This is a genomic window from Streptomyces tendae (assembly GCF_008632955.1).
GTDB lineage: Bacteria > Actinomycetota > Actinomycetes > Streptomycetales > Streptomycetaceae > Streptomyces.
On the sequence record NZ_CP043959.1, the window covers coordinates 6,727,145 to 6,753,478 of the forward strand.

Below are 26,334 nucleotides of genomic sequence, written 5' to 3' on the forward strand. Positions count from 1 at the left end.
TCACCCACCGGGTTCAGTGCTGCCCGGACCGGCCTCGCGGGCCGGTGCGCTGCCCGCACGTTCCTCGCGCGGGCAGCGTCCCGGAGCTCAGTTCGCGTAGTCACCGACAAGAGCGGCACCCGTGGTGTGGTCACCGCGCTCGGTGATCTCGCCGGCCACCCAGGCGTCCACGCCGCGGTCGGCCAGCGTCGCCAGCGCCACGTCCACGGACTCCTGGGGCACGATCGCGATCATGCCGACGCCCATGTTCAGCGTCTTCTCCAGCTCCAACCGCTCGACCGAACCGGTCCGCCCGACCAGGTCGAACACCGGAGCGGGCGTCCAGGTGGAGCGGTCCACCGTGGCGTGCAGTCCGTCGGGGACGACACGCGCCAGGTTGGCCGCCAGCCCGCCGCCGGTGACGTGGCTGAACGCGTGCACCTCGGTGGTGCGGATCAGCGCCAGGCAGTCCAGCGAGTAGATCTTGGTGGGCTCCAGCAGCTCCTCGCCGAGGGTGCGGCCCAGCTCGTCGATCCGGGCGTCCAGGGCGAGGCCCGCCCGCTCCAGCAGCACGTGCCGGACGAGCGAGTAGCCGTTGGAGTGAAGCCCGGAGGACGCCATGGCGATCACCGCGTCACCCGTACGGATGCGATCCGCGCCGAGCAGCCGGTCGGCCTCCACCACGCCCGTACCGGCGCCGGCGACGTCGAAGTCGTCCGGACCCAGAAGGCCGGGGTGTTCGGCCGTCTCACCGCCGACCAGGGCGCAGCCGGCCAGGACACAGCCCTCCGCGATGCCCTTGACGATCGCGGCGACGCGCTCGGGGTGGACCTTGCCGACGCAGATGTAGTCGGTCATGAACAGCGGCTCGGCGCCGCACACCACGATGTCGTCCATGACCATCGCGACCAGGTCGTGGCCGATGGAGTCGTAGACGCCCATCTGCCGCGCGATGTCGACCTTGGTGCCGACGCCGTCCGTGGCGGAGGCGAGGAGCGGGCGCTCGTAGTTCTTCAGGGCGGAGGCGTCGAAGAGGCCGGCGAAGCCGCCGAGGCCGCCGAGGACCTCGGGGCGCTGCGTCTTCTTCACCCACTCCTTCATCAGCTCGACCGCGCGGTCGCCCGCTTCGATGTCGACGCCCGCCGCTGCGTAGCTGGCACCAGTGTTCTGGGACATGGCTGTGAGAGCTTTCGTGTCGTCCGTCAGGGTTACGGGCGGCGGATCGCGTCGACCGCGGCCGGGGCGGCGGTGCCCGCGGCGAGCTCGGTCTCCAACAGCTGCTTGCCGAGGAGCTCGGGGTCGGGCAGCTCCATCGGGTACTCGCCGTCGAAGCAGGCGCGGCACAGGTTGGGCTTGGCGATGGTGGTCGCCTCGATCATGCCGTCGATGGAGATGTACGCCAGGGAGTCGGCGCCCAGCGAGGTGCCGATCTCTTCGATGGTCATCCCGTTGGCGATGAGCTCGGCGCGGGTGGCGAAGTCGATGCCGAAGAAGCAGGGCCACTTCACGGGCGGCGAGGAGATCCGGATGTGGACCTCGGCGGCGCCCGCCTCGCGGAGCATGCGCACCAGGGCGCGCTGGGTGTTGCCGCGGACGATCGAGTCGTCGACCACGACCAGGCGCTTGCCCTTGATGACTTCCTTGAGCGGGTTCAGCTTGAGGCGGATGCCGAGCTGCCGGATGGTCTGCGAGGGCTGGATGAACGTACGGCCGACGTACGCGTTCTTGACCAGGCCGGCGCCGAAGGGGATGCCGGAGGCCTCCGCGTAGCCGATCGCGGCCGGAGTACCGGACTCCGGGGTGGCTATGACCAGGTCGGCCTCGGCCGGGGCCTCCGCGGCGAGGCGACGGCCCATCTCGACGCGCGAGAGGTACACGTTCCGGCCGGCGATGTCGGTGTCCGGGCGGGCCAGGTACACGTACTCGAAGACGCAGCCCTTGGGCTTTGCTTCCGCGAATCGCGACGTACGAAGGCCGTTCTCGTCGATGGCGACGAACTCGCCCGGCTCGATCTCGCGCACGTAGCTCGCGCCGCAGATGTCGAGGGCGGCGGACTCGGAGGCGACCACCCAGCCGCGCTCCAGCCGGCCGAGGACCAGCGGGCGGATGCCCTGCGGGTCACGGGCGGCGTAGAGGGTGTTCTCGTCCATGAAGACGAGGCTGAAGGCACCCCTGACCTTGGGCAGGACCACATGGGCGGCCTGCTCCACGGTGACCGGCTCGCCGTCGGCGGCGCGCTGGCCGGCCAGCAGGGCGGTGATCAGGTCGGTGTCGTTGGTCGCGGCCACCTTGGGCGCGCGGCCGTTCTCCTTGGGGAGCTCGGCGACCATGTCGGCGAGCTGCGCCGTGTTGACCAGGTTGCCGTTGTGGCCGAGCGCGATCGATCCGTGCGCGGTGGCGCGGAACGTCGGCTGGGCGTTCTCCCACACGGAGGCACCGGTGGTCGAGTAGCGGGCGTGACCGACCGCGATGTGACCCTGGAGGGAGCCGAGGGAGGTTTCGTCGAAGACCTGGGACACCAGGCCCATGTCCTTGAAAACGAGGATCTGGGAGCCGTTGCTGACCGCGATACCCGCGGATTCCTGGCCCCGATGCTGGAGGGCGTAGAGCCCGAAGTACGTGAGCTTGGCGACCTCTTCACCCGGAGCCCAGACACCGAAGACGCCACAAGCGTCCTGGGGGCCCTTCTCGCCGGGGAGCAGGTCGTGGTTGAGTCGTCCGTCACCACGTGGCACGCCTCCGAGTGTAGGCGAGGTCGACCACTGGTCCGAATGCGGGATGCGGCCCCGGCGGTGGATCAGCGGGCCGCGACGGCCCGTACTTCGGTGCCGTTTTCGCTGGTCAGCGTGAGGGTGTTGCCGTCGATGGCGTAGGCGGCGGTGCCGCTGAAGAGCTTCGTCAGGGCCTTCTCGGCGTCCATGAGTGAGTCTTCGCACATCATTCGGGTCAGGGACGGGGCGCCGAGGGTGATATGGCCGTCGCGCACGGTGGCGTCGGCGTTCACCTGGTTGCAGCCGAGGCTTCCGGAGACCGCGCCGCGCTCCTTGTCGAAGGTGAGGTGGGCGCGGCCGGCGACGGCCGGGGTGGTGACGGTCCACCGGATACCGTCCAGCGGGCTGTCCTCCGTCTCGCTGAGGCGCACGGTGTCGCCGGAACCGGTGGTCAGCGTCAGGCGGCCGTCGGAGGCGTCGGTCTTCAGCGCGCCGTCGCCAAGGGCGCGGGACACGGCGCTCTCCCCGGCCATGATCGCGTCGGAGCAGGCCCTGAGGGTGGTCTCGGGGTCGGTGAGCCGGATGCGGTCGCCGTCGGTCCGGACGCGGGCCTCGAACAGGTTGCAGCCGTAGCTGCCGGTGGCCCGGCCGTCCTCGCCGAGCGTGAGGTGCGCGCCGTCGGGGGCCCGGTGCGTTGTGCCGCCGACGGTCACGCTGTCGACGGTCCAGCGGACGCCGGTGACCGGCTGCTCCGCCTCGGCGGTGCCGCTGCCGGCCCCGGCCTGCTCGTTGCCGCAGGCCGCCGCGAGCGGGACGACGAGCACGGCGACGGCCGTGAGGGTCATGCGCTGGGTGTGCTTCTGTCGGTCCATGCCGGTTCGACGGGAGGGCGGAGCGGGTGGTTCCCCTCCCGGGCGGGCCGGCCCGCGCCGTGGAGAAAGGATTCGGCCGTCCTCGGCTCAGCCGAGCAGCGGCAGGTACGGTCCGAGGTCCGCGCGCTCCCCGCCCGCACTCACCTCGGCGGTGGCCAGGGCGTCCGCCCAGCTGATCCGCCCGCCGGCCAGCCGGATCCAGGTGAGCGGGTCGGTCTCGACGACGTTCGGCGGGGTGCCCCGGGTGTGCCGGGGGCCCTCGACGCACTGCACCACCGCGAACGGCGGGACGCGCACCTCCGTGGAACCGCCGGGCGCCTTCGCGGCGAGCGTGTCGGCCAGCAGCCGGACGCAGGCGGCGAGGGCCTGCCGGTCGTAGGGGACGTCCAGGCCGGGGACGGCGGCGTTGAGGTCGTCGGTGTGAACGACGAGTTCCACGGTGCGGGTGACGACGTAGTCCGCGAGGGGCAGGGCGCCCGCACTGGTCGGGAGCAGCCTGGTCCCCGGGTGGGCGTCGAGGCGCGCGGTGAAGCGCCGCTCGACGTCCGCCAGGTAGGCGTCCGGGTCGGGGTGGGCGGCCGCGAGCCGGTGCGCGGTGGACGCGATGGTGCCGGCGTCGGCGGTGATCGCGGAGGGCCAGTCGAGCAGGTGCCCGTCCTGCCGTGCGGGTTCGGGCTCGTCGAGCAGCCGGTCCACGGCCTGCAGCGCGGTGCCGATGTGGGCGACCAGTTCCCGGACGGTCCAGTCACCGAGCCGGGTGGGCCGGGCGAACTGCTCGGGGGTGAGGGCGCGGACCGCCGACCGGACGTTCCCGAACTGTGCCAGGACGGCGGCGCGGGTCCTGGCGGGGTCGTAGGAGCGAGGGCGTTTCCTGGCCGGTGGCATGGCGGAAGCCTATGCGGGGGCGCCGGTCCGCCGGGCCGGTATCTCGAACACCTCGTTGTTGCGCGGGACGCCGATGCCGCGCCAGGTGAAGGGGATGCCGCGCGCGGTGTCCGGGTCGGGGCCGTCCATCAGCTGGAAGTGCAGATGGGGCTCGGTGGAGTTGCCCGAGTTGCCGACCTGGGCGAGCACCTGGCCCGCCCGCACCCGGTCGCCCTCGCGGACGGTGAGGGAGCCGCGCCTGAGGTGGGCGTAGGCGGCGAAGACGCCGTCGCCGAGGTCGAGGACCACGTGGTTGCCGATGATCCTCCCGGCTCCGCACAGGTCCCGGACGTTCGCCTCGACCAGCATCAGGTACGCCAGCGCGGGCAGCGAGCCGCGGCTCAGGTGGTCGCGCGCCCGGTCGGAGGCCCGCACGACGGTGGCGTCGGCCACCGCGTGCAGCGGGGCGCCGAAGGCCGGGAAGTCGGCATTGCGGCGGGCTGCCGGCCACAGCGCGCGGAACGCCGGACGGGAGCCCGGCTCGGGCTCGGCGACGATGTCGATGGCGAAGGTCTGGCCGTAGGCGTGGGTGTGGTGGCTCGGGGTGTGGTCGGCGGGGCTGTTCATCGCGATCCAGCGGCCGGTGACCGGCGGCTCGACCTCGACGGCCTCCCGGGCGGCCCGGGGACCGTCCGGGGCCCCGCCCCAGCGGTTGCCCGCCACCAGCAGGACGTAGGCGAGCAGGAGCGGGAGGAAGTCCCACCACACCGGGTGGCCGAGGTCCAGCGCCACGTGGGCGGTCACCAGGCCGAAAAAGGCGATCAGGAGCCCGCGGTAGGCGGTCCTGACGAGTTTGCGCGCGGACATGCTTCCCCCCGGTGGTCGTCGGTGTGTCAGGGCCGCGCCGCCGACAGCGCCACCAGTAGCGGCACGACCCGGCCCGCCGGTATCTCGTGCCGGCCCCGGCCGGTGGTGTGCAGCCAGCCGGCGGCGCTGAGCTGGCGCAGGTGGTGGTAGATCTGCCCGGTCGTGCCGATGTCGTCCAGCTCCGCCAGTTCGGCGGCGGTGCGGCGGCCGCCGGCCACCTCGCGCAGCAGCCGCAGCCGGACCGGGTGTCCGAGCGCGGCGAAGGACTCGGCGGCGTCCGGCCACTCGTAGGTGAGCAGGTCGGCGGTGAGCGCGCCGTGCTGCCAGTCGTACCGCTCGCCGGTCGGCATCCGCACCGCGCCGGTGAACAGCACGCCTCCGTCGTCCGCCTTCAGCTCCGCGAGCTGCTCCTTGAGCCCTTCCAGGGCCCAGAAGTCGCCTTCTCCCAGGCCGGGCGCCGGGCGGTCCGCCGCTTCCAGCGCCGCGATGCGGCGCTCCAGCTCGGTCATGCGCTCTTCCAGTTCCACGCCTTCGAGATTACGTAACTACGTAATCTTGCGCAAGAGCCTGTGCACACCTGTGGACAGCCGGACACGAACAGGCGGCCGGACACGACGAAGCCCCCGCCGGTGAGGGCGGGGGCTTCGTGCGAAGAGCTGTCGAGTGCTACGAGGAACGGGCCGAGGCTCAGGCCAGCAGCGCCGGGATCGTCCCCTCGTGGGTCTCGCGCAGTTCGGTCAGGGTCAGGGAGAACTCGCCCTGGACCTCGACCGTGTCGCCGTCCACGACGCCGATGCGGGTGGCCGGGAGGCCGCGCGCACCGCACATGTCGTTGAAGCGGACCTCCTCCGAGCGCGGCACGGCGACGACCGCGCGGCCGGCCGACTCGGAGAACAAGAAGGTGAAGGCGTCCAGACCGTCGGGCACCACCAGACGCGCGCCCTTCCCGCCGAGCAGGGCCGACTCGACGACCGCCTGGACCAGACCGCCGTCCGACAGGTCGTGCGCGGAGTCGATCATGCCGTCACGGGAGGCGGAGATCAGGATCTCGCCGAGCAGCCGCTCGCGCTCCAGGTCGACCTTCGGGGGAAGGCCGCCGAGGTGGTCGTGGATCACCTGCGACCAGGCCGAGCCGCCGAACTCCTCGCGGGTGTCGCCGAGGAGGTACAGCAGCTGGCCCTCCTCCTGGAAGGCGACCGGGGTGCGGCGGGCGACGTCGTCGATGACGCCGAGGACCGCGACCACCGGGGTCGGGTGGATGGCGGCCTCGCCCGTCTGGTTGTAGAGCGAGACGTTGCCGCCGGTCACCGGGGTGCCGAGCTGCTTGCAGCCGTCCGCCAGACCACGCACGGCCTCCGCGAACTGCCACATGACCGCCGGGTCCTCCGGCGAGCCGAAGTTCAGGCAGTCGGAGACGGCGAGCGGCTTGGCGCCGGTCGTGGCGACGTTGCGATACGCCTCCGCGAGGGCGAGCTGCGCGCCCGTGTAGGGGTCGAGCTTGGCGTAGCGGCCGTTGCCGTCGGTGGCGATCGCGACGCCGAGGCCGGACGCCTCGTCGATGCGGATCATGCCGGAGTCCTCGGGCTGGGCGAGGACGGTGTTGCCCTGCACGAAGTGGTCGTACTGCTGGGTGATCCACTGCTTGGACGCCTGGTTCGGCGAGCCGACCAGCTTCAGGACCTGGTCCTTCAGCTCCTCGCCCGTCGCCGGGCGCGGCAGCTTGTTCGCGTCGTCCGCCTGGAGCTCGTCCTGCCAGGACGGGCGGGCGTAGGGGCGCTCGTAGACCGGGCCGTCGTGCGCGACCGTGCGCGGGTCGACGTCGACGATCTTCTCTCCGTGCCAGAAGATCTCCAGGCGGTCGCCGTCGGTCACCTCGCCGATGACGGTGGCGATGACGTCCCACTTGTCGCAGATCTCGAGGAACCGGTCGACCTTGTCGGGCTCCACGACCGCGCACATGCGCTCCTGCGACTCGCTCATGAGGATCTCCTCGGGCGAGAGCGTGGAGTCGCGCAGGGGCACGTCGTCGAGGGTGACGCTCATACCGCCGGAGCCGTTGGAGGCGAGCTCGGAGGTGGCGCAGGACAGGCCGGCCGCGCCGAGGTCCTGGATGCCGACGACCAGCTTCTCGGCGAACGCCTCCAGGGTGCACTCGATGAGGAGCTTCTCCTGGAAGGGGTCGCCGACCTGCACGGCGGGGCGCTTGGACGGCTTGGCGTCGTCGAAGGTCTCGGAGGCGAGGATCGACGCGCCGCCGATGCCGTCACCGCCGGTGCGGGCGCCGTACAGGATGACCTTGTTGCCCGCGCCGGACGCCTTGGCGAGGTGGATGTCCTCGTGCCGCATGACGCCGATGGCACCGGCGTTGACCAGCGGGTTGCCCTGGTAGCAGGCGTCGAAGACGACCTCGCCGCCGATGTTCGGCAGGCCGAGGCAGTTGCCGTAGCCGCCGATGCCGGCGACCACGCCGGGCAGCACGCGCTTGGTGTCGGGGTGGTCGGCCGCGCCGAAGCGCAGCGGGTCGACCACGGCGACCGGGCGGGCGCCCATCGCGATGATGTCGCGGACGATGCCGCCGACGCCCGTGGCCGCGCCCTGGTAGGGCTCGACGTAGGAGGGGTGGTTGTGCGACTCGACCTTGAAGGTGACCGCGTAGCCCTGGCCGACGTCCACGACGCCCGCGTTCTCGCCGATGCCGACGAGCAGCGCCTCGGACTCGGGGGCCTTCTCGCCGAACTGGCGCAGGTGGACCTTGGAGGACTTGTACGAGCAGTGCTCGGACCACATGACGGAGTACATGGCGAGCTCGGCGCCGGTGGGACGGCGGCCGAGGATCTCCACGACCCGCTCGTACTCGTCCTTCTTCAGGCCCAGCTCGGCCCAGGGCAGCTCGACGTCGGGGGTCGCGGCCGCGTGCTCGACCGTGTCCAGGGGCGTCTTGCTCATGCGGTGACCAGCTTCTTGAGGATCGACGTGAAGAAGGGCAGGCCGTCGGTACGGCCCGTACCGATCAGCGACTCGACGGCGTGCTCGGGGTGCGGCATGAGACCGACGACGTTCCCGGCCTCGTTGGTGATGCCGGCGATGTCGTTGAGCGAGCCGTTCGGGTTGACGTCGAGGTAGCGGAACGCGACCCGCCCCTCGGCCTCCAGCTTGTCCAGCGTGTACCGGTCGGCGACGTAGCGGCCGTCCATGTTCTTCAGCGGGATGTGGATCTCCTGGCCGGACTCGTAGTCGGCGGTCCACGCGGTGTCCGCGTTCTCCACCCGCAGTTTCTGGTCGCGGCAGATGAAGTGCAGGTGGTCGTTGCCCAGCATGCCGCCGGGGAGCAGGTGCGCCTCGGTGAGGATCTGGAAGCCGTTGCAGATGCCGAGGACCGGCAGACCGGCCTTCGCCTGCTCGATGACGGTGTCCATGACCGGCGAGAAGCGCGCGATGGCGCCGGCGCGCAGATAGTCGCCGTAACTGAAACCGCCGCAGAGCACCACGGCGTCGACCTGCTTGAGGTCCTTGTCCTTGTGCCAGAGGGCGACGGGTTCGGCACCCGCGACGCGGATCGCGCGCTGGGTGTCCCGGTCGTCGAGGCTGCCCGGGAAAGTGACGACGCCAATACGAGCGGTCACTTCGCGGCCTCCGCGACTTCCTCGACCCGTACGGTGAAGTCCTCGATCACGGTGTTGGCGAGGAAGGATTCCGCAAGATCGTGGATACGGGCGAGCGCGGCCTCGTCGACCGGCCCGTCAACTTCCAGTTCGAATCGCTTTCCCTGACGGACGTCCGAGATCCCTTCGAAACCCAGTCGCGGCAGTGCGCGCTGCACCGCCTGGCCCTGGGGGTCGAGGATCTCCGGCTTGAGCATGACGTCGACTACGACGCGTGCCACTGGCACTCCCGGTGTGTGGTGCTGAGCAGGTTCCTTCAGACTACCCGCACAAAATTTCTACGCGGGTAGAGTTGTAGGAATCTACGTGAGCACCGTCACGATTCGGCATCGTGGGGAGGCGTCCAGGAAAAGATCCGGGAAAGATCGGCCTTCCCCCGCACATCGCTATTGCGCCCCGGACACGCGGACAGATTTAGTCGGGCTTCACAATGCATTGCCGGGCACTGTACAAATGAATTGTCATTAGCAGATACTTTGCCCGATTACAGGCGGACAGCCGACATCTCGGCGACGTACCGGCACGTCATCAAGGACGTCCGGGCGGAGAGGTGTCGCACGAAGGGACCGATATTCGTGGCGCAGAAGGTCGTGGTCACTCTCTTTGACGACATCGACGGCTCGGAAGCGGCGGAAACGATCGCCTTCGGACTCGACGGCAAGTCGTACGAGATCGACCTCAACGAAGCCAATGCCAGGAAACTGCGCGAGGTGCTCGAGCCCTACGTGGACGCCGGCCGCAAGCGGGCGCGCTCCGGCAAGGCCTACCGACAGACGGAGGTCGCACCCGATCCGGCGGCCGTGCGCGCCTGGGCGCAGGCGAACCGGATGGACGTCCCCGCCCGGGGCCGGATCCCCAAGAGGGTCTACGAGGCGTTCACCGCGGCGCAGTGAACCGCACGCGCGTGTGCCGCCCGACCCGTTCGGGTGGGCCTGCCGACGGCCGGTCACCGGCCCCTCGACGCAACCGACTTGCGCAGCCCCCCTGCTGATCAGCTAAAGTCTGGAGCACGCCGAGGGGCGAGGCCGAAAGGCCCGGCCCGAGGAGTACATGCGGGTGTAGTTCAGTAGTAGAACATCCCCCTTCCAGGGGGAAGGCGCAGTGTGCAATTCCTGTCACCCGCTCTGCATCGCCGTACCAACCACACCAGGGGTCCCTCCTCTGGGGGAGGATCAGGTAGGCTGGTGCCCGCGCCGATCGGTGAGAGCCGGTCGGAGGCAATGCGGACGTAGCTCAGTTGGTAGAGCGCAACCTTGCCAAGGTTGAGGTCGCGAGTTCGAGCCTCGTCGTCCGCTCGGGAACGAGACCCCGGTCCATCGGACCGGGGTCTTTTCGTATGCCCCTGTGCCGGGTCCTTCCGGCGATCTCTCCCGCACCCTTCTCCGCCCGGCGTCTGACATTTGTCATGTCCGGTGATGACACGGCGCACTGCCGGGCGCCCGCACCGGCCGGGAAGCTCGAGGCATGGAAACAACCGAACGCGAGCACGTGATCGAGGTCACCGATCTGCGACGTGTCTACGGGGGCGGGTTCGAAGCGGTGCGCGGGATCGACTTCTCCGTGCGGCGCGGGGAGATCTTCGCGCTGCTGGGCACCAACGGGGCCGGCAAGACCTCCACCGTCGAACTGCTGGAAGGACTCGCCGCGCCGGCCGGCGGGCGGGTCCGGGTCCTCGGCCACGACCCCTACACCGAGCGCGGCGCCGTACGGCACCGCACCGGCGTGATGCTCCAGGAGGGCGGCTTCCCCTCCGAGCTGACCGTCGCCGAGACCGCCCGCATGTGGGCCGGCTGCGTCAGCGATGCCCGCCCCACGCGGGAGGTGCTGACCATGGTGGGCCTGGAGTCCAAGACGGACGTCCGGGTCAAGCAGCTCTCCGGCGGCCAGCGGCGGCGCCTGGACCTGGCGCTCGCACTGCTCGGCGACCCCGAGGTGCTCTTCCTCGACGAGCCGACCACCGGTCTCGACGCCGAAGGCCGCCATGACACCTGGGAGTTGGTGAGCGCCCTGCGCGACGCCGGCACCACCGTGCTGCTCACCACGCACTATCTGGAGGAGGCCGAGAGCCTCGCCGACCGGCTCGCGATCATGCACGACGGCCGGATCGCCGTCACCGGCACCCCGGCCCAGGTCACCGCGACCGAGCCGTCCCGCATCACCTTCGACCTGCCCGACGGCTACTTCCTGGGCGACCTCCCGCCGCTCGGCGAACTCGGCGTGAGCGACCACACCGTGGACGGCCGCACCGTCCGGCTCCGCACCCGCGAACTCCAGCGTTCGGCCACCGGGCTGCTGCTGTGGGCGCGGGACGCCGGGGTGGAACTGCGCCGGCTCGACGTGCGCTCCGCCTCCCTGGAGGAGGCGTTCCTCACCATCGCCCGGGACGCCTCGGCCCCCAGGGCGGACGGCACGACCACGCAGGAGTACGCGGTATGAGCACCCCCACGACCACCCCGGTCAGCCGGATGACCTCCCTGGCCCGGGCCGAACTGACCCTGCTGGGACGCAGCAAGGGCACCCTCTTCGCCGCTCTGTTCGTGCCGCTGATCCTGCCGCTGAGCGTGCGGTCCGCGGCCGAGGAGATGGATCTCGCGGAGGCCGGGCTCACCCCCGGCACGCTCGTCCTGCCCGCCGCCGTCGGCTTCTCGCTGCTGTTCGCCGTGTACTCCTCGCTGGTCGGCGTCTACGTCGTCCGGCGCGAGGAGCTCGTGCTGAAGCGGCTGCGCACGGGCGAACTGCGGGACGGGGAGATCCTCGGCGGATCCGCGCTGCCGGCCGTCCTCACCGGGCTGGTGCAGTGCCTGCTGCTGATCGCGGGCTGCACCGTGCTGCTCGACCTGTCGGCGCCGTCCGCGCCGCATCTGGCCGTCGTCGGCCTGCTGCTGGGGCTCGTGATGAGCGCGGCGCTCGCCGCCGTCACCGCCAGCTACACGCGCACCGGTGAGAGTGCGCAGGTCACACCCATGCCTCTGTTGATCGTCTCGATGCTCGGCTCCGGAATGTTCGTCCCGCTGGAGCTGTTCCCGGACAAGCTGGCGTCCATCTGCGAGCTGCTGCCGCTGACCCCGGTCGTCAGCCTGGTGCGCGGAGGCTGGACCGGTGACCTGACGGCCGGAGAGTCCCTGGGTGCGCTCACGGTGGCGCTGGCCTGGACCCTGCTGGCGGTGTTTGCTGTACGGCGGCGGTTCCGCTGGGAGCCGCGGCGCTGAGGCGCGCGTGACAGGCGCGCACGGCGCGGAGAAGCAGCGTGCGGCTCTGGAGAGCGGCGTGCGGCTCTCACGGGCGGACCGGATCCGGGCGTGACGCTCGTGCGGGCGGACCGGAAGCGGCCTCTCAGCCGGAGTCGGCAGAGAGCGGGCGAGGACGCCGGCCGTGGGCAAGCCCCGCAGGCGCGGGCATCGGGACGGACAGGAGACACGGCAGATGGGCAGTCCGGGCGGCTGGTGGGGGCGTAAGAGCACGCCCGCGAAGGTCGAGACGTACACACGGTGGTCGTTCCACTTCATCGCGCTGTCCGAACCCACGGTGATCGGCGTGACCGCCTTCGGTCACCTGGACGCGCGCGCCGGGTTCCTGCTGATGCTGCCGGTCGCCGGGCACACCGCGCTGGCCATGGTGACCGCCTCCCGCGCCCTGGACTGGACGTGCGGCCGGCGTCCACAGCCGTTGCGGCTGCTGTGGACGCTCGGCGCCGCGACCGCCGCACTCGCGGTCGTCGCCCTCACCCTCGCCCAGCACGGCCCCGGCGGGGACGACGCCTCCACCGTCCTGGGGGCGGTCTTCGGCGTCACGCTCTGCTACGGCGTAGGCCTGATGGCCCTCGCCATGCAGGACCGGCGGCGCGTCGTCTGGCTGGTCGGCGGGTTCGGGGCCGGCGCGGGCCTGGTGACCTGGGCGCTCGGCATGCCCGCCCTCGCCGCGCTCGCCACGACCGCGTTCGTGACGGCCGCGACCGGCTTCTTCGCCGCCACCTCCGGCTTCTCGATCTGGCTGCTCAAGGCCGTCTACGCCCTCGACGAGGCGCGCGAGACCCGGGCCCGGCTCGCGGTCGCCGAGGAGCGGCTGCGCTTCGGCCGGGACCTGCACGACGTGATGGGCAGGAACCTCGCCGTGATCGCACTGAAGAGCGAGCTGGCCGTGCAGCTGGCGCGGCGCGAACGGCCCGAGGCGGTCGAGCAGATGATCGAGGTGCAACGCATCGCCCAGGAGTCCCAGCGGGAGGTGCGGGACGTGGTGCGCGGCTACCGCAGGGCCGACCTGGAGGCCGAACTCAGCGGTGCGCGCGGAGTGCTGCGGGCGGCCGGGATCGACTGCGAGGTCAGCGGCGAGACGGAAGGACTGCCCGCCGAGGTGCAGTCCGCGCTGGGCTGGGTGGTACGGGAGGCGACCACCAACGTGCTGCGGCACGGGGACGCGAAGAAGTGCACCGTCACGGTGCGCAGGCCGGAGGGGCGTGTGGTGCTGACGGTGCGGAACGACGGGGCCGCCGCCCCCCACGGTTCGGCCCGCAGGGGCGGAACCGGACTGGCCGGGCTGCGCGAACGGCTGTCCGCGGTCGACGGCACGCTGGACGCCGGTGAGACCGGCGACGGCGACTTCACGCTGGTCGCGGAGGTACCGCTGACCGCGCGGGCCGTGCTGGAGGTCGCGTCGTGACGGACGTGGTGCGGCTGCTGCTCGCCGACGACGAGCATCTGATCCGCGGGGCGCTGGCCGCCCTGCTGTCCCTGGAGGACGACCTCCTCGTGGTCGCCGAGGCCGCCTCCGGGCCGGAGGCCCTGGCGATGGCACGGGCCCACGAGCCGGACGTCGCCGTACTGGACCTGCAGATGCCCGGCGCGGACGGTGTGAAGGTCGCCACATCTTTGCGGACCGAGCTGCCCGGCTGCCAGGTGCTGATCGTGACCGGTCACGGGCGGCCGGGACATCTCAAGCGGGCCCTCGCGGCGGGGGTGCGGGGCTTCGTCCCCAAGACCGTCAGCGCCCAGCGGCTCGCGGAGATCATCCGCACCGTGCACGGGGGAAACCGGTACGTCGACCCCGAGTTGGCCGCCGACGCGATCGCCGCCGGCGACTCGCCGCTGACCGCCCGCGAGGCAGAGGTGCTGGAGCTGGCGGCGGACGGTGCGCCCGTGGCGGAGATCGCGGAGCGGGCCGCGCTCTCCCAGGGGACCGTGCGCAACTATCTCTCCTCGGCCGTCTCGAAGCTCGGCGCGGAGAACCGTCACACGGCGGTGCGCCTCGCACGCGAGCGAGGTTGGGTATAGTGGTGCTCGCGCCACGGCGCAGGCGAACGTAGCTCAGTTGGTAGAGCGCAACCTTGCCAAGGTTGAGGTCGCGAGTTCGAACCTCGTCGTTCGCTCAAGGAACAAGGCCCCGGTCACTGACCGGGGCCTTTGTCATCTGCGGATGCCCCGGCGGGGTGGCGGGCCGGGCGTGCGGCCCCGGCCCCGGGCCCTCGTCAGCTCCAGGTGGTGCCCGTCAGGCGCTCGTACGCCTCCACGTACTTCGCCCGCGTGGCGTCCACGACCTGCTGCGGCAGCGGCGGCGGGGGCTGCTCGCTCTTGCGGTCCCAGCCCGACTCGGCCGAGGTGAGCCAGTCCCGCACGAACTGCTTGTCGTACGACGCCTGCGCGCGCCCCGGCTCCCACTGCTCGGCCGGCCAGAAGCGGGACGAGTCCGGGGTGAGTACCTCGTCGGCGATGACCAGCTTCTCCCCGTCGAAACCGAACTCGAACTTGGTGTCCGCGAGGATGATGCCCCGGTCCCGGGCGATGTCGCGGGCGCGGGAGTAGGCCGCGAGGGTCGCCTGGCGCAGCTGGGCGGCGGTCTCCGCGCCGACCTGGCGGGCGACCTCCTCGTAGGAGACGTTCTCGTCGTGCTCGCCGACGGCCGCCTTGGTGGCCGGGGTGAAGATCGGTGCGGGCAGCTCGGAGCCGTCGACCAGGCCGTGGGGCAGGGCCAGCCCGCAGACCGTCCGGGTCTCGTTGTACTCGGCGAGACCCGAGCCCGTCAGGTAGCCGCGGGCCACGCACTCCACCGGGACCATGTTCAGCGACTTGCACACCAGGGTGCGGCCCGCCCAGTCGGCGGGGGCGCCGTCGGGGAGCTCGGTGCTCAGCACATGGTTGGGCAGCAGGTCGGCGAGCTGGTCGAACCACCACAGCGAGAGCTGGGTGAGCACCCGGCCCTTGTCCGGGATCTCGGTCGGCAGGACCCAGTCGTAGGCGGAGATGCGGTCGCTGGCGACCATCACGAGGTCGCCCGCCTCGTTCCGGTACAGCTCGCGCACCTTGCCGGTGTGCAGATGCACCAGGCCCGGAACCTGGATCGGTTCGGGCTTGTCGACGAATCCGGACACGGTTCCTCCGCGTGATCGAACAGAAGGGACGCCCGCAGCGCTCCCGTTCCCGCGGGCTCCTTGAGGGGGGTGGCGGGAGGGGCAGGGCGATACGTCGATTCTCCCGTATGTGGGGACGGAGCGAAGGTCGGGGTGGTGCGGGGAGGGGCCGGCGGAGCGGTGGAGGCGGCGGGAGCCGGCCCCCCGGGGCCCGCGCTCCGCTCAGGCCCGTTTGCAGATGCGGTCGAGGAGATTGGCGGTGGCGCGCTGGACGCGGGGGTCGGTGTGCCCCGGGCGGTCCAGGGCCGGGGACCAGGCGAGCGTGCCGGAGGCGAAGACCCAGGCGCCGGACGGTGCCCGGTACAGGGAGGTCTCCTGGTGGCGCCGGGCGCCCTGCCGGTCGCCGTAGGAGGAGTGCGCGAGCAGCACCCGTTCCTCGTGGTCGGGCAGCGGGGTGCGCGGGTAGTAGCGGTCGGCGCCGCCCGCGACCATGCCGTCCAGGGCGTCGCCCTCGTGCGCACCGGTCGACTCCCACATCCAGTGGTCGCTGTTGCGGACGATCAGCGGCCGGGGCCGCGGGACCCGGCCCGCGTACTGGATGCCGAGCAGCTGCTGCTCCGCGCGGTCGTGCTCCCGCCACAGCCCGGGCCCGTGCTGCCCGCGGCGCCGGCCGCAGGTGACCAGGCGGTCCGGGCCGGACGGGGCGGGGGCGAGCTCCACCTGCCGGTGCAGGGTGCGGGCGGACAGGAACACCAGGGACGTGCCGTGCTCCCGGGCGCCCTCCACGGCGCTGCGCATCTCCGTGGTCCAGTACTCGTCGTGGCCGGGGAAGACCAGGCCCCGGTAACGGGCGGGGTCGATCCGGCCGGCGTGCAGGTCGCGGGCGTCGGCGTAGGCGAGGTCGTAGCCGTAGCGCTCCGCCCAGCGGATGACGTCGTAGGCGTGTCCGGCCTGCGGCGGGAGTCCGTCGCCCGCGTAGGGGCGGTCGAAGGACACGGTCGTGACCGCGTCGGTCCCGTCGGGCGGGCGGCCGTGGTCGTCGTGGCCGGGGGCGAGGCTCGCGCCGGGGTCCGCCGCCGGGTAGGGGTTGTACGCCTGCCAGGTGATGTCCGGCAGCACGAGCAGCAGGTCGGCCGCCCGGTCGTCGCGCACGGTGAACGGGATGTGCGCGCGGTGGCGGCCGTCGGCCGTGGTGAGCACGGCGACGTACGCGCCGACGTTCCAGTACGACGGCACCGCCAGCCGCCAGGACAGCCACCAGTGGTGGCAGGCGACGGTGCGCCCGGCGGTGAGCGGCGGGAGCTGGGCCAGGCCGGGGAGGAGAGGGCTGGAGGTCGTCGCGGTCCCGCCGTGGCCGTCGTGGTGACCGATGCGGTGGACGTCGATCCGGAACGGGCGGGGCGGTTCGACGGTGACGTGGAAGTCGATCGACTCGCCGGGGGCGACGGCGCCGGTGGAGGTGAAGCCCTCGATGTGGCCGTCCGTCACTTCCCCGGGGGCGGATGCCGGCGAGCGGCGCGTGCCGGTCTCGGAGGAACTCAGCCACGGGAGGGTGACGGGTGCGAAGGCGTCGCCGCCGTCCGGTGCCGGCGTCCCCGCGTGGCGCTTGCGCTCCGGCCTCATGACCGTCCCCCTCCCCCAAGCGTGAACGTGCCCCCAGCACATCACATACGGCACGCGCCCGGTCACCGTTCGTTGTGAATCGGTGAGAGGTGAGGGACCGGACTCCGGATCAGACGAGGCGTACGGGCTTCTCGGCGCGTATGCCCTGGCGGGTCAGCCATCCCTCCAGGGCCGCGGGATCGCCCTCCTCGATCAGACTCAGCACCCGGGGCGGGAGATCGGTGGCGCGGGCGCCGCCGACGAGGAGCGTGGGCCCGTCGAGCCAGTCGAGTCCGGGCGCGGCCCCCACGGTGTCCATCGCCGCGCAGCAGACCATCGCCGTGATGTGGTCCGTGAGCAGCTCCCGTCCGGTGCGGGGCGGCTGCAGCGGGAAGAGGGGGAGCGCGCCGTCGTCGCGGACGGGGTCGGGGTCGGACACCGCGGTGCTGGGAGAGGCGGGGGCCGCTACGGCCTCCTCGCGGGCCAGTTCCGCGGTGAGCCGGGCCGCGAGGGCGGCGCCGTGGGCGGTGCCGCCGGCCAGGTCGTCCTCCTCGTCGGGGACGGGCGGAAGGGCGGCACGGGTGACGTCCGGCGGGGTGGCCAGGTGGGCCAGGACCCTGGCGAGGGTGGGGCCGTCGGGGGCCTGCGGCTCGTCGGCCGAGGGCGGTACGCCGAGGGCGTCGAGTATCCGGTGGAGGCGGGCGGCGTCGGTGCGCCACTTCCGGTCGACGACCTCCTCCGGGTAGTCGCCCCAGTGGACCGGCGACCAGTCGGGGCCGGTCCGGGCCGGGCCTCCGTGGAAGAGGCGGGCGGCGAGCAGGGATGTGGCCTCGTCGACCGCGCCGGGTTCCTCGAGGAGGTCGCAGGCGGGACGCTCACCGAGGCGGGAGGCGAAGCCCTCGGCCAGCCGGTCCCGCCGGGACAGCTCGGTGAGGGCGGCGACCACGCCCGCGTTGAGCCGCGAGGGCCAGCGGCCCATCCGCCAGGCGGGCAGCGCCACCCGGGTCAGCAGCCGGTCCCAGCCCGCGTACGCCAGGCCCACCTGCTCCTGGGCGACGATCCGCAGGCCGTAGTCCACGGCCTTGGCGCGGTCGGCGGCGGCCGCGGCGACCCCGCGCTCCATCTCGGCCGCGTGCACCCGGCTGCCGTGCAGCATCAGGCGGACGATCCAGCCGACGCCGCCGAGCACCGCGCGGTGCACCGGCCCGCGGCCCGGCGCCGACGCCACGGCCGCCGCCGCGTCCAGACCGCGTACGAAGCGCCGGGCGGCGGCTATGTCGGGGTGGGCCGACGGGCCAGTACCGGCGACGACCGGGGCGAGGAGCGCGCGCAGCTCGGCCACCCGCATCCACCACAGGAACGGCGAGCCGATGACCAGCACGGGTGCGGCGGGTGCGCGGCGGGCGGGCCGGCCCGCTTGCGCCACGTCGTGGTGCTCCTCGGGCGGCTGGGGGCCGTGCGCCGGGTGGGTGCGGTCCTCCAGCCAGCTGTCGCAGTCGGGGGTGAGCGCTATCGCGGACGGCGCGGGGACACCGAGGCGGTCGGCGAGGTCCCGCACCATGCGGTACAGGTCCGGGGCGGCCTTCTCGGCGATCGGCACGGTGGGGCTCACGGCGGGCCGGGCGCGGGCGACGACCAGGGCGACACCGGCGGCGAGCAGCAGAACGAGGACCGCGACGGGGTGAGGATCCGGCGGCGAGGTCCCAGCCGGGGCCGGCAGATGGCCCGTGGACCCGCCGACCAGCAGGATCACGGCGGCGGCGGCCGGCAGCAGGGCTACGGCCAGGGCCCGGCTGCGGATGCGCAGCACGGCCAGTGCCCGGGAGCGCGCGCTCCGAGCGTCCGCGTCTCTGCCCACTCCGCTCGCGGTCATGGTGCGGCCTCACCCCCTCCCTGCGCCTGACGCTGTCCTGGCGTTGCCCATGCCCCCACTGTGGCACCCGCCACTGACATCGCAATGCCGGTGGGCCAAGTGCCGGAACGCTTGCGCGGCACCCTAGTTGGGGTCCCGTCCCCCGTCAGCCGGATGGCACATCGCTCACTCGATGGAATGGCTTTGGGGAGAGGTGGTCGACGGACGGCAAGGGTCAGGCCCCGGATCCTGGGGGATCCGGGGCCTGTGAGGTTCGTCGGTACGGGCGGGGCGGTACGGGCGGTCCGGGAGCTCGCCACGGGCGGCCGGTCCGGCAGCCGGCCACGGCGGGCGGTCCTGAGGCTCGCCGGGGGTGCGAGAGCCTGGTCGCTTAGGGCTCCGGCCCCGTCAGGCCTCCTGGGCCGCGAGGGCCCCGGTCCCGTCAGGCCTCCTGGGCCGCCTTCGCCGCGATGTCCGTCCGGTGCTGGGAGCCGTCGAGGCCGATGCGGGCCACCGCACGGTAGGCGCGGTCGCGGGCCTCGGTGAGGTCCTTGCCGGTCGCCGTCACGGACAGCACGCGCCCGCCCGCGCTGACGACCGCGCCGCCCTCCCGCCGGGTCCCGGCGTGCAGCACGTAGGCGTGCGGGGCGTCCTGGGCGGCGACCTCGTCGAGGCCCGTGATCGGGTCACCGGTGCGCGGGGTGCCGGGGTAGTTGTGCGAGGCGACGACCACGGTGACCGCGGCCTCGTCGCTCCACCGCGTCGGCTCCAGGTGGGCGAGGTTGCCGGTGGCGGCGGCCATCAGCAGCCCCGCGAGCGGGGTCTTCAGCCGGGCCAGCACGACCTGGGTCTCGGGGTCGCCGAACCTGGCGTTGAACTCGATCACGCGGACACCGCGCGAGGTGATCGCCAGACCGGCGTAGAGCAGACCGGAGAACGGCGTGCCGCGGCGCCGCATCTCGTCCACGGTCGGCTGAAGCACCGTCTCCATGACCTCGTCGACCAGCTTGGGGTCGGCCCACGGCAGCGGGGAGTACGCCCCCATGCCGCCGGTGTTCGGGCCCTCGTCGCCGTCCAGGGCGCGCTTGAAGTCCTGGGCGGGCTGGAGGGGCACGACGGTCTCGCCGTCGGTCACGGCGAAGAGGGAGACCTCGGGGCCGTCGAGGAACTCCTCGACGACCACACGCTCGCAGCCGGCCGCGTGCGCACGGGCCGCCTCGACGTCGTCGGTGACGACGACGCCCTTGCCGGCCGCGAGCCCGTCGTCCTTGACGACATAGGGGGGACCGAACGCGCCGAGGGCCGCGTCGACCTCGTCCGGGGTGGCGCACACGTAGGAGCGGGCGGTGGGCACGCCGGCCGCCGCCATGACGTCCTTCGCGAAGGCCTTGGAGCCCTCGAGCCGCGCGGCCTCCTTGGAGGGGCCGAAAACGGGGATGCCCGCCTCGCGCACGGCGTCGGCGACACCGGCGACCAGGGGCGCCTCGGGGCCGACCACCACGAGGTCCGCGCCGAGCCGCAGGGCCAGCGCGGACACGGCGGCGCCGTCGAGGGCGTCGACCTGGTGCAGCTCGGCGACCTCGGCGATGCCGGCGTTGCCGGGCGCGCAGTGCAGCGCGGTGACATCGGGGTCGAGGGACAGGGAGTGGCACAGGGCGTGTTCGCGGGCGCCGCTTCCGATGACGAGGACCTTCACGGGGGTCAGCCTAACGGCAGCGGACGTATGCCCTTTGTGCGGGCTTCCGAAGGGACGGGGAGGCGGCGCTTGTGCGTTCCTCCAACGACGAGGCCCGGGGCCGCCGCGGCCGCCCGCCCGCGCGGAGGGGCGCCGCTACTCGTTGGTGAACTCCTCGACGACCGTCGCGCCCAGCTCGCGGACCAGCAGTTCCCTACCGGACAGGGCGGATTCGTTCAGGTCGGGGTCGTCGTCCTCCGGGATGTCGTCCTCGGGGGAGACGGGAGGGGGTTCCGGGGCGGACGGCCGGGGCGCGGGCGCCGGGGCGGGGCCGGACGCGGACGCCGGTGGAGCGGCCGAGGGCGGTGCGGGGGCGGACGGGGCACCCGCCGAAGGGGCGGAGGGCCGACGGCCGTCGCCGCCTCCGTAACCGCCGCCACCGCCGCCGCTGCGGCCGCCGGGCGGTCCCGCGGGGGCGGGGACGCCCGAGCCACCGCCGGACGGGTCGACGACCGCCTCGATCTTCCACTGCACGTTGAACTGCTCGGCCAGCGCCTGGCGCAGCACGTCCTCGCTGCCGCTGCTGAGGAAGTTGTCCCGGGCGCCCGCGTTCACGAAGCCGATCTGGAGGGTCGTGCCGTCGAAGCCGGTCACCTGGGCGTTCTGGCTGAGCAGGATCCAGGTGAAGCGGCGGCGGTTCTTGACCGTCTCCAGGATGTTCGGCCAGAGCATGCGGGGGTCGAGGCCGCCACCGCCGCCCGAGGGCGCGGGCGACGGCGCCGCCGGCTGGGCCTGCGGGGCGGGTGCGGGGGCAGCGGCGGGGGCTGCCGCCGGGGGCCTGCTTCCGCTGCCCGCCGGGGCGGCCGTGGGCCACCCGCCGGGACGCCGGGCCGCGCCGCCGCCGGCGGGGGAGGCGGTGGGCCAGGCACCGGGGGCGGGTGCGGACGGCGCGGCATCCGGTGCGGGGCCTGCCGGGGGGCCGGAGGGGGCCGGGGCCGGAGGCGGGGTCTGCGCGGCCGGAGGAGCGGCCGGGGCCGGAGCCTGGGCGGGCGGAGGCGTGGGGGCCGCCGGGGCGGCGGGGGCGGGTCCCTGGGCCCGTACGGCGGCCCGGGCGGCGGCGGGACCGCCCCCCGGCTCGACAGCGGGTGCGGGCGCCTGAGCCGCTGCTCCGTGCGCCTCCGGACCGGGGACGTACCCCATCGCGGGCGCGGCGGCCACCGCGCCCGGGGAGAACTGCACGCCGCGCTCGATGCGGTCCAGCCGCGCCATGAGCGAGCGCTCGTCGCCGTACGCGGCGGGCAGCAGCACGCGCGCGCAGATCAGCTCCAGCTGGAGACGGGGCGAGGTGGCGCCGCGCATCTCGGTGAGGCCCTCGTTGACGATGTCGGCGGCACGGCTGAGCTCGGCGGGCCCGAAGGTGCCGGCCTGGGCCTGCATCCGCTCCAGGACGTCGGCGGGGGCGTCGATCAGGCCCTTGTCGGCGGCGTCGGGAACGGCGGCGAGGATGACCAGGTCGCGCAGCCGCTCCAGCAGGTCGGCGACGAACCTGCGCGGGTCGTTGCCCCCCTCGATCACCCGGTCGACGACCTCGAAGGCCGCCGCGCCGTCACCCGTGGCGAAGGCCTCGACGACGGAGTCGAGCAGCGAGCCGTCGGTGTAGCCCAGCAGGGAGGTGGCCATGGCGTACGTCACGCCCTCCTCCCTCGCGCCGGCGAGCAGCTGGTCCATGACGGACATCGAGTCACGCACGGAGCCGGCGCCGGCGCGCACCACCAGCGGCAGCACGCCCTCCTCGACGGCCATGCCCTCCTTGTGGCACACCTCACCCAGGTACTCCCGGAGGGTGCCGGGCGGGACGAGCCGGAAGGGGTAGTGGTGCGTCCGGGAGCGGATGGTCCCGATGACCTTCTCGGGCTCGGTGGTCGCGAAGATGAACTTCAGATGCTCCGGCGGCTCCTCGACGACCTTGAGCAGCGCGTTGAAACCGGCCGACGTGACCATGTGGGCCTCGTCGATGATGTAGATCTTGTAGCGGCTGGACGCGGGCCCGAAGAACGCCTTCTCCCGCAGGTCACGGGCGTCGTCCACACCACCGTGGGAAGCGGCGTCGATCTCGATGACGTCGATCGAACCGGGGCCGTTGCGCGCGAGGTCCTGGCACGACTGGCACTGACCGCACGGCGTGGGCGTGGGCCCCTGCTCGCAGTTCAGGCACCGGGCGAGGATGCGGGCGCTGGTCGTCTTGCCGCAGCCGCGGGGACCGCTGAACAGGTACGCGTGATTGACCCGGTTGTTCCGCAGCGCCTGCTGCAACGGGTCGGTGACATGCTCCTGCCCGATGACCTCGGCGAACGACTCCGGGCGATAGCGGCGGTACAGCGCGAGAGACGACACGCTTACGAGGTTATAGGCGCCCGCCGACAACCGGACCGGCCGCTCGGAACGCAAGCGCCCCCCACGCACCCGCCAGAGCCGACCTACCCTTGCTGCCTTCCGGCCCTGGGGGAGTTCAGTCAGATAGCGCCGCGTGAGGGGCTACGCAGAGGCTACCCCATGTCCCGGGCCCGGAACGAGTTCGCGAGCACTCCTCTCGGTCATGTAATGTTCCTGGCGGAGGATTCGCCTAGAGGCCTAGGGCGCACGCTTGGAAAGCGTGTTGGGGGCAACCCCTCACGAGTTCGAATCTCGTATCCTCCGCCAGTGCCTCACCGGGCACGAAGTCGAAGGGCCCCACTGTTCGCAGTGGGGCCCTTCGACGTTGTCCGTCTCCGTTCCCGTGGAGCATGACCAGCGTCACAAGCACGGCGCGAGCCACGACCCCGCTCGGCACGGAGGCGCATACTGAGCCATGACCAAGCCAGCGGTATCGAAACGCCATCTGCCCACCAGTCCCTTCAAGGCCCCGGTCGCACCGGCTGCCAAGCACTTCGCCCCGGGCGACCCGGTCACCCATGACGTGCACGGCCTCGGTCGGGTGGTCGACGTCGAGGACGGAGTCGCGGTGCTCGTGGATTTCGGCTCGGGGGCGCCCATGAGGATCCTGAGCCCGTACGCCAAGATGACCAAGCTCTAGGGGCGCCGCATCCGGCCACCTCATGGCCGGCAGGCGTGATGCCGGACACATGGCGGCCCACCCGCCGGCCGGGGCGGGGGCGGCAAGCAACGCGCGCGGAAAACTGCCCGAATGCGGCAGTGCGTTCGAGCAACGCGGGCGGTGATGATCACGGTGTCCACCTCAGAACAGGAGGCACATTCGTGAGACAGCATCGCGCGGGCCTGCTCGTCGCGGCCACGGCGCTGGCCCCCGCTCTTGTCCTCTCCACCCCGGCCTTCGCCGGCCCGTCGGCCGCACCCGCCCCCGCGACGACCGCGACGGTCTCGTCCGAGACGCCGATGGACGAGATGACGGAAGACGAGCTGCGCGCCGCGATCACCGCGATCCTGGAGACCGAGGCCGGCGGCAGGAGCGTCACCGAGGCAGCCACCCAGGCCCTCAACGGCACCGTCGACGACATGCGCACGTTCCTGAAGACCGGCTACCCGCTCGCCCAGGCCGATGACGACAGGTTCACGCTCTTCGTCATTCTCGGCGAAGCCCAGCAGAACGGCGACAAGCGGGTCATCAAGGAGATCAACGCCCTCCTCGACCTTGACGTCCCCGAGGAGACGCGCGCCTGGCTGGAGACCGGCTACCCGCTCGCGCAGGCCGAGGACGACCGCGTCGCGCTCTTCGTCATCCTCGGCCAGGCCCAGAAGGCCGGCGACACCAAGCTGGTGCAGGAGATCAACGGCCTCCTGGACCGCATGGACGCGGAAGAGATACACACCTGGCTGGCGACCTACAGGGCCGCCTGACCTACGGCCACGCCCGGTCGGAACCACTCACGCCCTCGGCTCCAGAACCGCGGCGGTCACCTCGGGATCGTCGTGTGGCCCGGAGCAGAACGTCAGGGAGGGCGGACGGGGCGTGCCAGTGGTACGTCACCGACGTCATCAGGGTGGTGCCGTCCACGGGGGAGGAGCGTGTGACCAGGGCCGGGCTCGATCAGGGCACCGAAGGAGGAGGTGATGTACCGCTCCGGCAGTGCGGCGTGGTCGGCGTGCCGATGGGTCAGCGGGTGATTTTCACCTGGCGGGTCTCGGTGATCTGGTCGATGTCCGAGACGCGGACGGTGAGTTTCAGCGTCCAGGTGCCCTCCAGGGGGAGGGTGAGGTCGTTGGTGGCCCAGTAGCCGCCCCGGTCGGTGAGCTTGGCGTCGATGGGGCCCACGTCCTTGGCCGGGAGGGTGAAGGAGACGCGGAGTTCCGGGACGAAGGTCAGGGCGCCCTGAGGTCCGAAGACCACCGCCTGGAGGCCGTTCTCACCGACCCGGCCGGGGTCCATCTGGAGCTGGACCGTGCCGCTGCCGCCGGGGGTGCCCGTGTCGTAGGGGACCGTGAACGCCTCCGCGCCGGGCAGGCCCGCCACCTGCGGCTCCGGTGCCTTGGCCGCCTCGGCCTCCGCGCGGGACGGCAGTGTGCCGGTCAGCACCGTGGTGATCAGCAGGACGGCCACCGCCACGACGACCTCCGCCAGCACGGAGCGGCGCAGGGCGCGGCGGTGGAGGGCCTCCGCTCCGGCGGTCACGGTGGTGGTCCTCGGTTCGGGGGGCGGGCCCGCCGAACCTACCAGCGCCGGCACGCGTTCCTCGGCCGGCGCCGGCCGGGCCGGCAGGGTCGTCCAGCGGCGGGACAGGGCCGCCGCGAGCAGCAGGAAGACCGTCGCGGCCAGTTTCACGGTCAGGGTCCGGCCGTACGTCGTCCCCGTGAGGGCGGACCAGGAGCCGAGGCCGCGCCAGGACTGGTAGACGCCGGTGACGACGAGGACCGTCACCGAGGTGAAGGCCAGGCGGGAGAAGCGCGCGACCGTCGGGTACGGGGGCGGGGTCTTCGCGCGGTGAAGGGTGAGCAGGAGGGCGGTGAGGCCGCCGAGCCAGGCCGCCATCGCCAGCAGGTGCAGCACCGACGACGTCATGGCGACCGGTACCTGGATGCCGGCCGAGGCGTGTTCGGCCGACGCCCACGTCAGGGCCAGGCCGAGGGACAGGGCCGCGCCCGCCGTCACACGGGTGCGCGGGGAGCGGCGACGGAGGAGGGGGACCAGGAACGCGGCCGTCAGCAGGAGGGCGAGGCGGGTGAGGAGGGCCAGGCCGGGGCGGCCGGTCAGTGTGCCGGGGAACGACGAGAGGTCCAGTGCCGTCGCCGGGGACGTCCCCTTCTCGTACGGGGCGCGCAGGACCAGCAGCGCGGCCGTCGTCACCAGCAGGGTCCACCAGCCGAACAGCAGCGGCGCCCGCAGCGGTGCCGTGTCCGGCGGGCGGCACAGCGCCGCGAACGCCGCCGTGCCGATGAGCAGCGCCGCGGCGATGTAGGCGAGGTAGCGGCCGGTGTCGTACAGGCTCTTGGTGACCGGGTGTTCGGCGTGGTCGGCGGGGGCCGCGGGCGGGGTCGGTGACGGCTTGCCGACGGAGAAGGTGAACGCGCCCGACACCGGGTGGCTGTCCGCCGAGACCACCCGCCAGGCCACGGTGTACGTGCCCTCGGCGAGGTCGCGGGGCAGTGCGGCGCGCGCGGTGTCGGCGGCGCCGGCCGCGTGCGCGGGCTCCTCCATGTGCACGCGGCGGTTGTCGGGGCCGTAGACGCGGAAGGAGTCCTCGAGCAGGCCCACGGACTCGGTGAACGTCAGGGTGATGTGCGGGGGCGCCGCCTTGACGACGCTCCCCTCCGCGGGGTCGCTGGCGCGCAGGGCCGCGTGGGCGCTCGCCGGGGCCGCGCCGCCGAGCAGCAGGATCAGCAGGGTGCCCAGCAGCACCAGGGCCCGGAGCCGCCGTGACCCGCCCCCTCCACGGCCGACCGCCGCCTCACCGCGCC

At 72.7% G+C, this 26,334-nt stretch carries 22 protein-coding genes, 4 tRNA genes and 1 other RNA gene; 11 read left to right on the forward strand and 16 right to left on the reverse strand.

Going from position 1 to position 26,334, the window contains the following annotated elements; translation table 11 throughout:
* Positions 1-87: 87 nt before the first annotated feature.
* The 9 genes from purM to purS all read right to left on the reverse strand — a co-directional run bounded on the left by purM (position 88) and on the right by purS (position 9,176).
* Complete coding sequence (purM, locus tag F3L20_RS30840; RefSeq protein ID WP_150157058.1) at positions 88-1,155, reverse strand: phosphoribosylformylglycinamidine cyclo-ligase; 1,068 nt, start codon at positions 1,153-1,155, stop codon at positions 88-90.
* A gap of 32 nt (positions 1,156-1,187) precedes the next feature.
* A complete protein-coding gene (gene purF / locus F3L20_RS30845) occupies positions 1,188-2,714 on the reverse strand; it encodes an amidophosphoribosyltransferase (protein WP_150157059.1) in 1,527 nt (508 codons plus the stop codon).
* A 62-nt stretch (positions 2,715-2,776) separates the two neighbouring features.
* A complete protein-coding gene (locus F3L20_RS30850; RefSeq protein WP_150157060.1) occupies positions 2,777-3,562 on the reverse strand; it encodes an META domain-containing protein in 786 nt (261 codons plus the stop codon).
* Positions 3,563-3,649: 87 nt separating this feature from the next.
* On the reverse strand, positions 3,650-4,447 hold the full coding sequence (locus F3L20_RS30855) for a maleylpyruvate isomerase family mycothiol-dependent enzyme (protein ID WP_150157061.1): 798 nt from the start codon (positions 4,445-4,447) through the stop codon (positions 3,650-3,652).
* Positions 4,448-4,456: 9 nt separating this feature from the next.
* On the reverse strand, positions 4,457-5,293 hold the full coding sequence (locus F3L20_RS30860; protein ID WP_150157062.1) for a M23 family metallopeptidase: 837 nt from the start codon (positions 5,291-5,293) through the stop codon (positions 4,457-4,459).
* 26 nt (positions 5,294-5,319) lie between these two features.
* A complete protein-coding gene (locus F3L20_RS30865; protein ID WP_150157557.1) occupies positions 5,320-5,802 on the reverse strand; it encodes an ArsR/SmtB family transcription factor in 483 nt (160 codons plus the stop codon).
* A 178-nt stretch (positions 5,803-5,980) separates the two neighbouring features.
* The gene (purL, locus tag F3L20_RS30870) at positions 5,981-8,239 is read right to left on the reverse strand and encodes a phosphoribosylformylglycinamidine synthase subunit PurL (protein ID WP_145829556.1); all 2,259 of its coding nucleotides are present in this window, start codon (positions 8,237-8,239) and stop codon (positions 5,981-5,983) included.
* Positions 8,236-8,916, reverse strand: a complete 681-nt coding sequence (purQ, locus tag F3L20_RS30875) for a phosphoribosylformylglycinamidine synthase subunit PurQ (protein WP_145829555.1) — start codon at positions 8,914-8,916, stop codon at positions 8,236-8,238. The genes purL and purQ overlap by 4 nt, the downstream gene beginning before the upstream one ends.
* Entirely contained in the window at positions 8,913-9,176 is a 264-nt protein-coding gene (purS, locus tag F3L20_RS30880; protein ID WP_006133353.1) for a phosphoribosylformylglycinamidine synthase subunit PurS, read from the reverse strand. Before purS ends, purQ begins: the two co-directional genes overlap by 4 nt.
* A gap of 354 nt (positions 9,177-9,530) precedes the next feature.
* Between purS and F3L20_RS30885 the strand changes: the two genes are divergently transcribed.
* From F3L20_RS30885 to F3L20_RS30920, 8 genes are all read left to right on the forward strand, one after another.
* Positions 9,531-9,848 (forward strand): histone-like nucleoid-structuring protein Lsr2, encoded by a 318-nt coding sequence (locus F3L20_RS30885; protein WP_145829554.1) that lies wholly within the window; start codon positions 9,531-9,533, stop codon positions 9,846-9,848.
* A 159-nt stretch (positions 9,849-10,007) separates the two neighbouring features.
* Positions 10,008-10,079, forward strand: a tRNA-Gly gene (locus F3L20_RS30890).
* A 98-nt stretch (positions 10,080-10,177) separates the two neighbouring features.
* Positions 10,178-10,250, forward strand: a tRNA-Gly gene (locus F3L20_RS30895).
* A 169-nt stretch (positions 10,251-10,419) separates the two neighbouring features.
* Entirely contained in the window at positions 10,420-11,391 is a 972-nt protein-coding gene (locus F3L20_RS30900; RefSeq protein WP_150157063.1) for an ABC transporter ATP-binding protein, read from the forward strand.
* Positions 11,388-12,164, forward strand: coding sequence for an ABC transporter permease (locus F3L20_RS30905; RefSeq protein WP_150157064.1), 777 nt, complete (start codon positions 11,388-11,390; stop codon positions 12,162-12,164). Before F3L20_RS30900 ends, F3L20_RS30905 begins: the two co-directional genes overlap by 4 nt.
* Before the next feature lie 214 nt (positions 12,165-12,378).
* Positions 12,379-13,611 (forward strand): sensor histidine kinase, encoded by a 1,233-nt coding sequence (locus tag F3L20_RS30910; RefSeq protein ID WP_150157065.1) that lies wholly within the window; start codon positions 12,379-12,381, stop codon positions 13,609-13,611.
* 5 nt (positions 13,612-13,616) lie between these two features.
* A complete protein-coding gene (locus F3L20_RS30915; protein ID WP_145829604.1) occupies positions 13,617-14,222 on the forward strand; it encodes a response regulator transcription factor in 606 nt (201 codons plus the stop codon).
* 22 nt (positions 14,223-14,244) lie between these two features.
* A tRNA-Gly gene (locus tag F3L20_RS30920) sits at positions 14,245-14,317 on the forward strand.
* Between the two features lie 99 nt (positions 14,318-14,416).
* Here the strand turns inward: F3L20_RS30920 and F3L20_RS30925 are convergent.
* The 6 genes from F3L20_RS30925 to ffs all read right to left on the reverse strand — a co-directional run bounded on the left by F3L20_RS30925 (position 14,417) and on the right by ffs (position 22,964).
* A complete protein-coding gene (locus F3L20_RS30925) occupies positions 14,417-15,316 on the reverse strand; it encodes a phosphoribosylaminoimidazolesuccinocarboxamide synthase (RefSeq protein WP_150157066.1) in 900 nt (299 codons plus the stop codon).
* 201 nt (positions 15,317-15,517) lie between these two features.
* The gene (locus tag F3L20_RS30930; protein WP_150157067.1) at positions 15,518-16,918 is read right to left on the reverse strand and encodes a N,N-dimethylformamidase beta subunit family domain-containing protein; all 1,401 of its coding nucleotides are present in this window, start codon (positions 16,916-16,918) and stop codon (positions 15,518-15,520) included.
* Between the two features lie 109 nt (positions 16,919-17,027).
* Complete coding sequence (locus tag F3L20_RS30935) at positions 17,028-18,770, reverse strand: hypothetical protein (RefSeq protein ID WP_150157068.1); 1,743 nt, start codon at positions 18,768-18,770, stop codon at positions 17,028-17,030.
* A 421-nt stretch (positions 18,771-19,191) separates the two neighbouring features.
* Positions 19,192-20,445 (reverse strand): phosphoribosylamine--glycine ligase, encoded by a 1,254-nt coding sequence (gene purD, locus F3L20_RS30940; protein WP_150157069.1) that lies wholly within the window; start codon positions 20,443-20,445, stop codon positions 19,192-19,194.
* Positions 20,446-20,580: 135 nt separating this feature from the next.
* On the reverse strand, positions 20,581-22,818 hold the full coding sequence (locus F3L20_RS30945) for a DNA polymerase III subunit gamma and tau (protein WP_150157070.1): 2,238 nt from the start codon (positions 22,816-22,818) through the stop codon (positions 20,581-20,583).
* Positions 22,819-22,865: 47 nt separating this feature from the next.
* Positions 22,866-22,964: signal recognition particle sRNA small type (gene ffs / locus F3L20_RS30950), an RNA gene on the reverse strand.
* A 72-nt stretch (positions 22,965-23,036) separates the two neighbouring features.
* Between ffs and F3L20_RS30955 the strand changes: the two genes are divergently transcribed.
* The 3 genes from F3L20_RS30955 (at position 23,037) to F3L20_RS30965 (ending at position 24,279) form a co-directional block, all read left to right on the forward strand.
* A tRNA-Ser gene (locus F3L20_RS30955) sits at positions 23,037-23,124 on the forward strand.
* Between the two features lie 148 nt (positions 23,125-23,272).
* The gene (locus F3L20_RS30960; RefSeq protein WP_150157071.1) at positions 23,273-23,497 is read left to right on the forward strand and encodes a hypothetical protein; all 225 of its coding nucleotides are present in this window, start codon (positions 23,273-23,275) and stop codon (positions 23,495-23,497) included.
* Positions 23,498-23,679: 182 nt separating this feature from the next.
* Entirely contained in the window at positions 23,680-24,279 is a 600-nt protein-coding gene (locus tag F3L20_RS30965; RefSeq protein WP_240810796.1) for an ALF repeat-containing protein, read from the forward strand.
* Positions 24,280-24,535: 256 nt separating this feature from the next.
* On the opposite strand, the gene F3L20_RS30970 is transcribed toward F3L20_RS30965, so the two are convergent.
* Positions 24,536-26,275 (reverse strand): copper resistance protein CopC, encoded by a 1,740-nt coding sequence (locus F3L20_RS30970; protein ID WP_150157558.1) that lies wholly within the window; start codon positions 26,273-26,275, stop codon positions 24,536-24,538.
* Between the last annotated feature and the right edge of the window lie 59 nt (positions 26,276-26,334).

Coding starts and splice junctions, on each gene's coding strand:
- purM (WP_150157058.1), bottom strand. CDS start 1,155: ATGTCCCAGAACACTGGTGCCAGCTACGCAGCGGCGGGCGTCGACATC.
- F3L20_RS30910 (WP_150157065.1), top strand. CDS start 12,379: ATGGGCAGTCCGGGCGGCTGGTGGGGGCGTAAGAGCACGCCCGCGAAG.
- F3L20_RS30865 (WP_150157557.1), bottom strand. CDS start 5,802: ATGACCGAGCTGGAGCGCCGCATCGCGGCGCTGGAAGCGGCGGACCGC.
- F3L20_RS30900 (WP_150157063.1), top strand. CDS start 10,420: ATGGAAACAACCGAACGCGAGCACGTGATCGAGGTCACCGATCTGCGA.
- purL (WP_145829556.1), bottom strand. CDS start 8,239: ATGAGCAAGACGCCCCTGGACACGGTCGAGCACGCGGCCGCGACCCCC.
- F3L20_RS30850 (WP_150157060.1), bottom strand. CDS start 3,562: ATGGACCGACAGAAGCACACCCAGCGCATGACCCTCACGGCCGTCGCC.
- F3L20_RS30935 (WP_150157068.1), bottom strand. CDS start 18,770: ATGACCGCGAGCGGAGTGGGCAGAGACGCGGACGCTCGGAGCGCGCGC.
- F3L20_RS30960 (WP_150157071.1), top strand. CDS start 23,273: ATGACCAAGCCAGCGGTATCGAAACGCCATCTGCCCACCAGTCCCTTC.
- F3L20_RS30860 (WP_150157062.1), bottom strand. CDS start 5,293: ATGTCCGCGCGCAAACTCGTCAGGACCGCCTACCGCGGGCTCCTGATC.
- F3L20_RS30855 (WP_150157061.1), bottom strand. CDS start 4,447: ATGCCACCGGCCAGGAAACGCCCTCGCTCCTACGACCCCGCCAGGACC.
- F3L20_RS30905 (WP_150157064.1), top strand. CDS start 11,388: ATGAGCACCCCCACGACCACCCCGGTCAGCCGGATGACCTCCCTGGCC.
- F3L20_RS30930 (WP_150157067.1), bottom strand. CDS start 16,918: ATGAGGCCGGAGCGCAAGCGCCACGCGGGGACGCCGGCACCGGACGGC.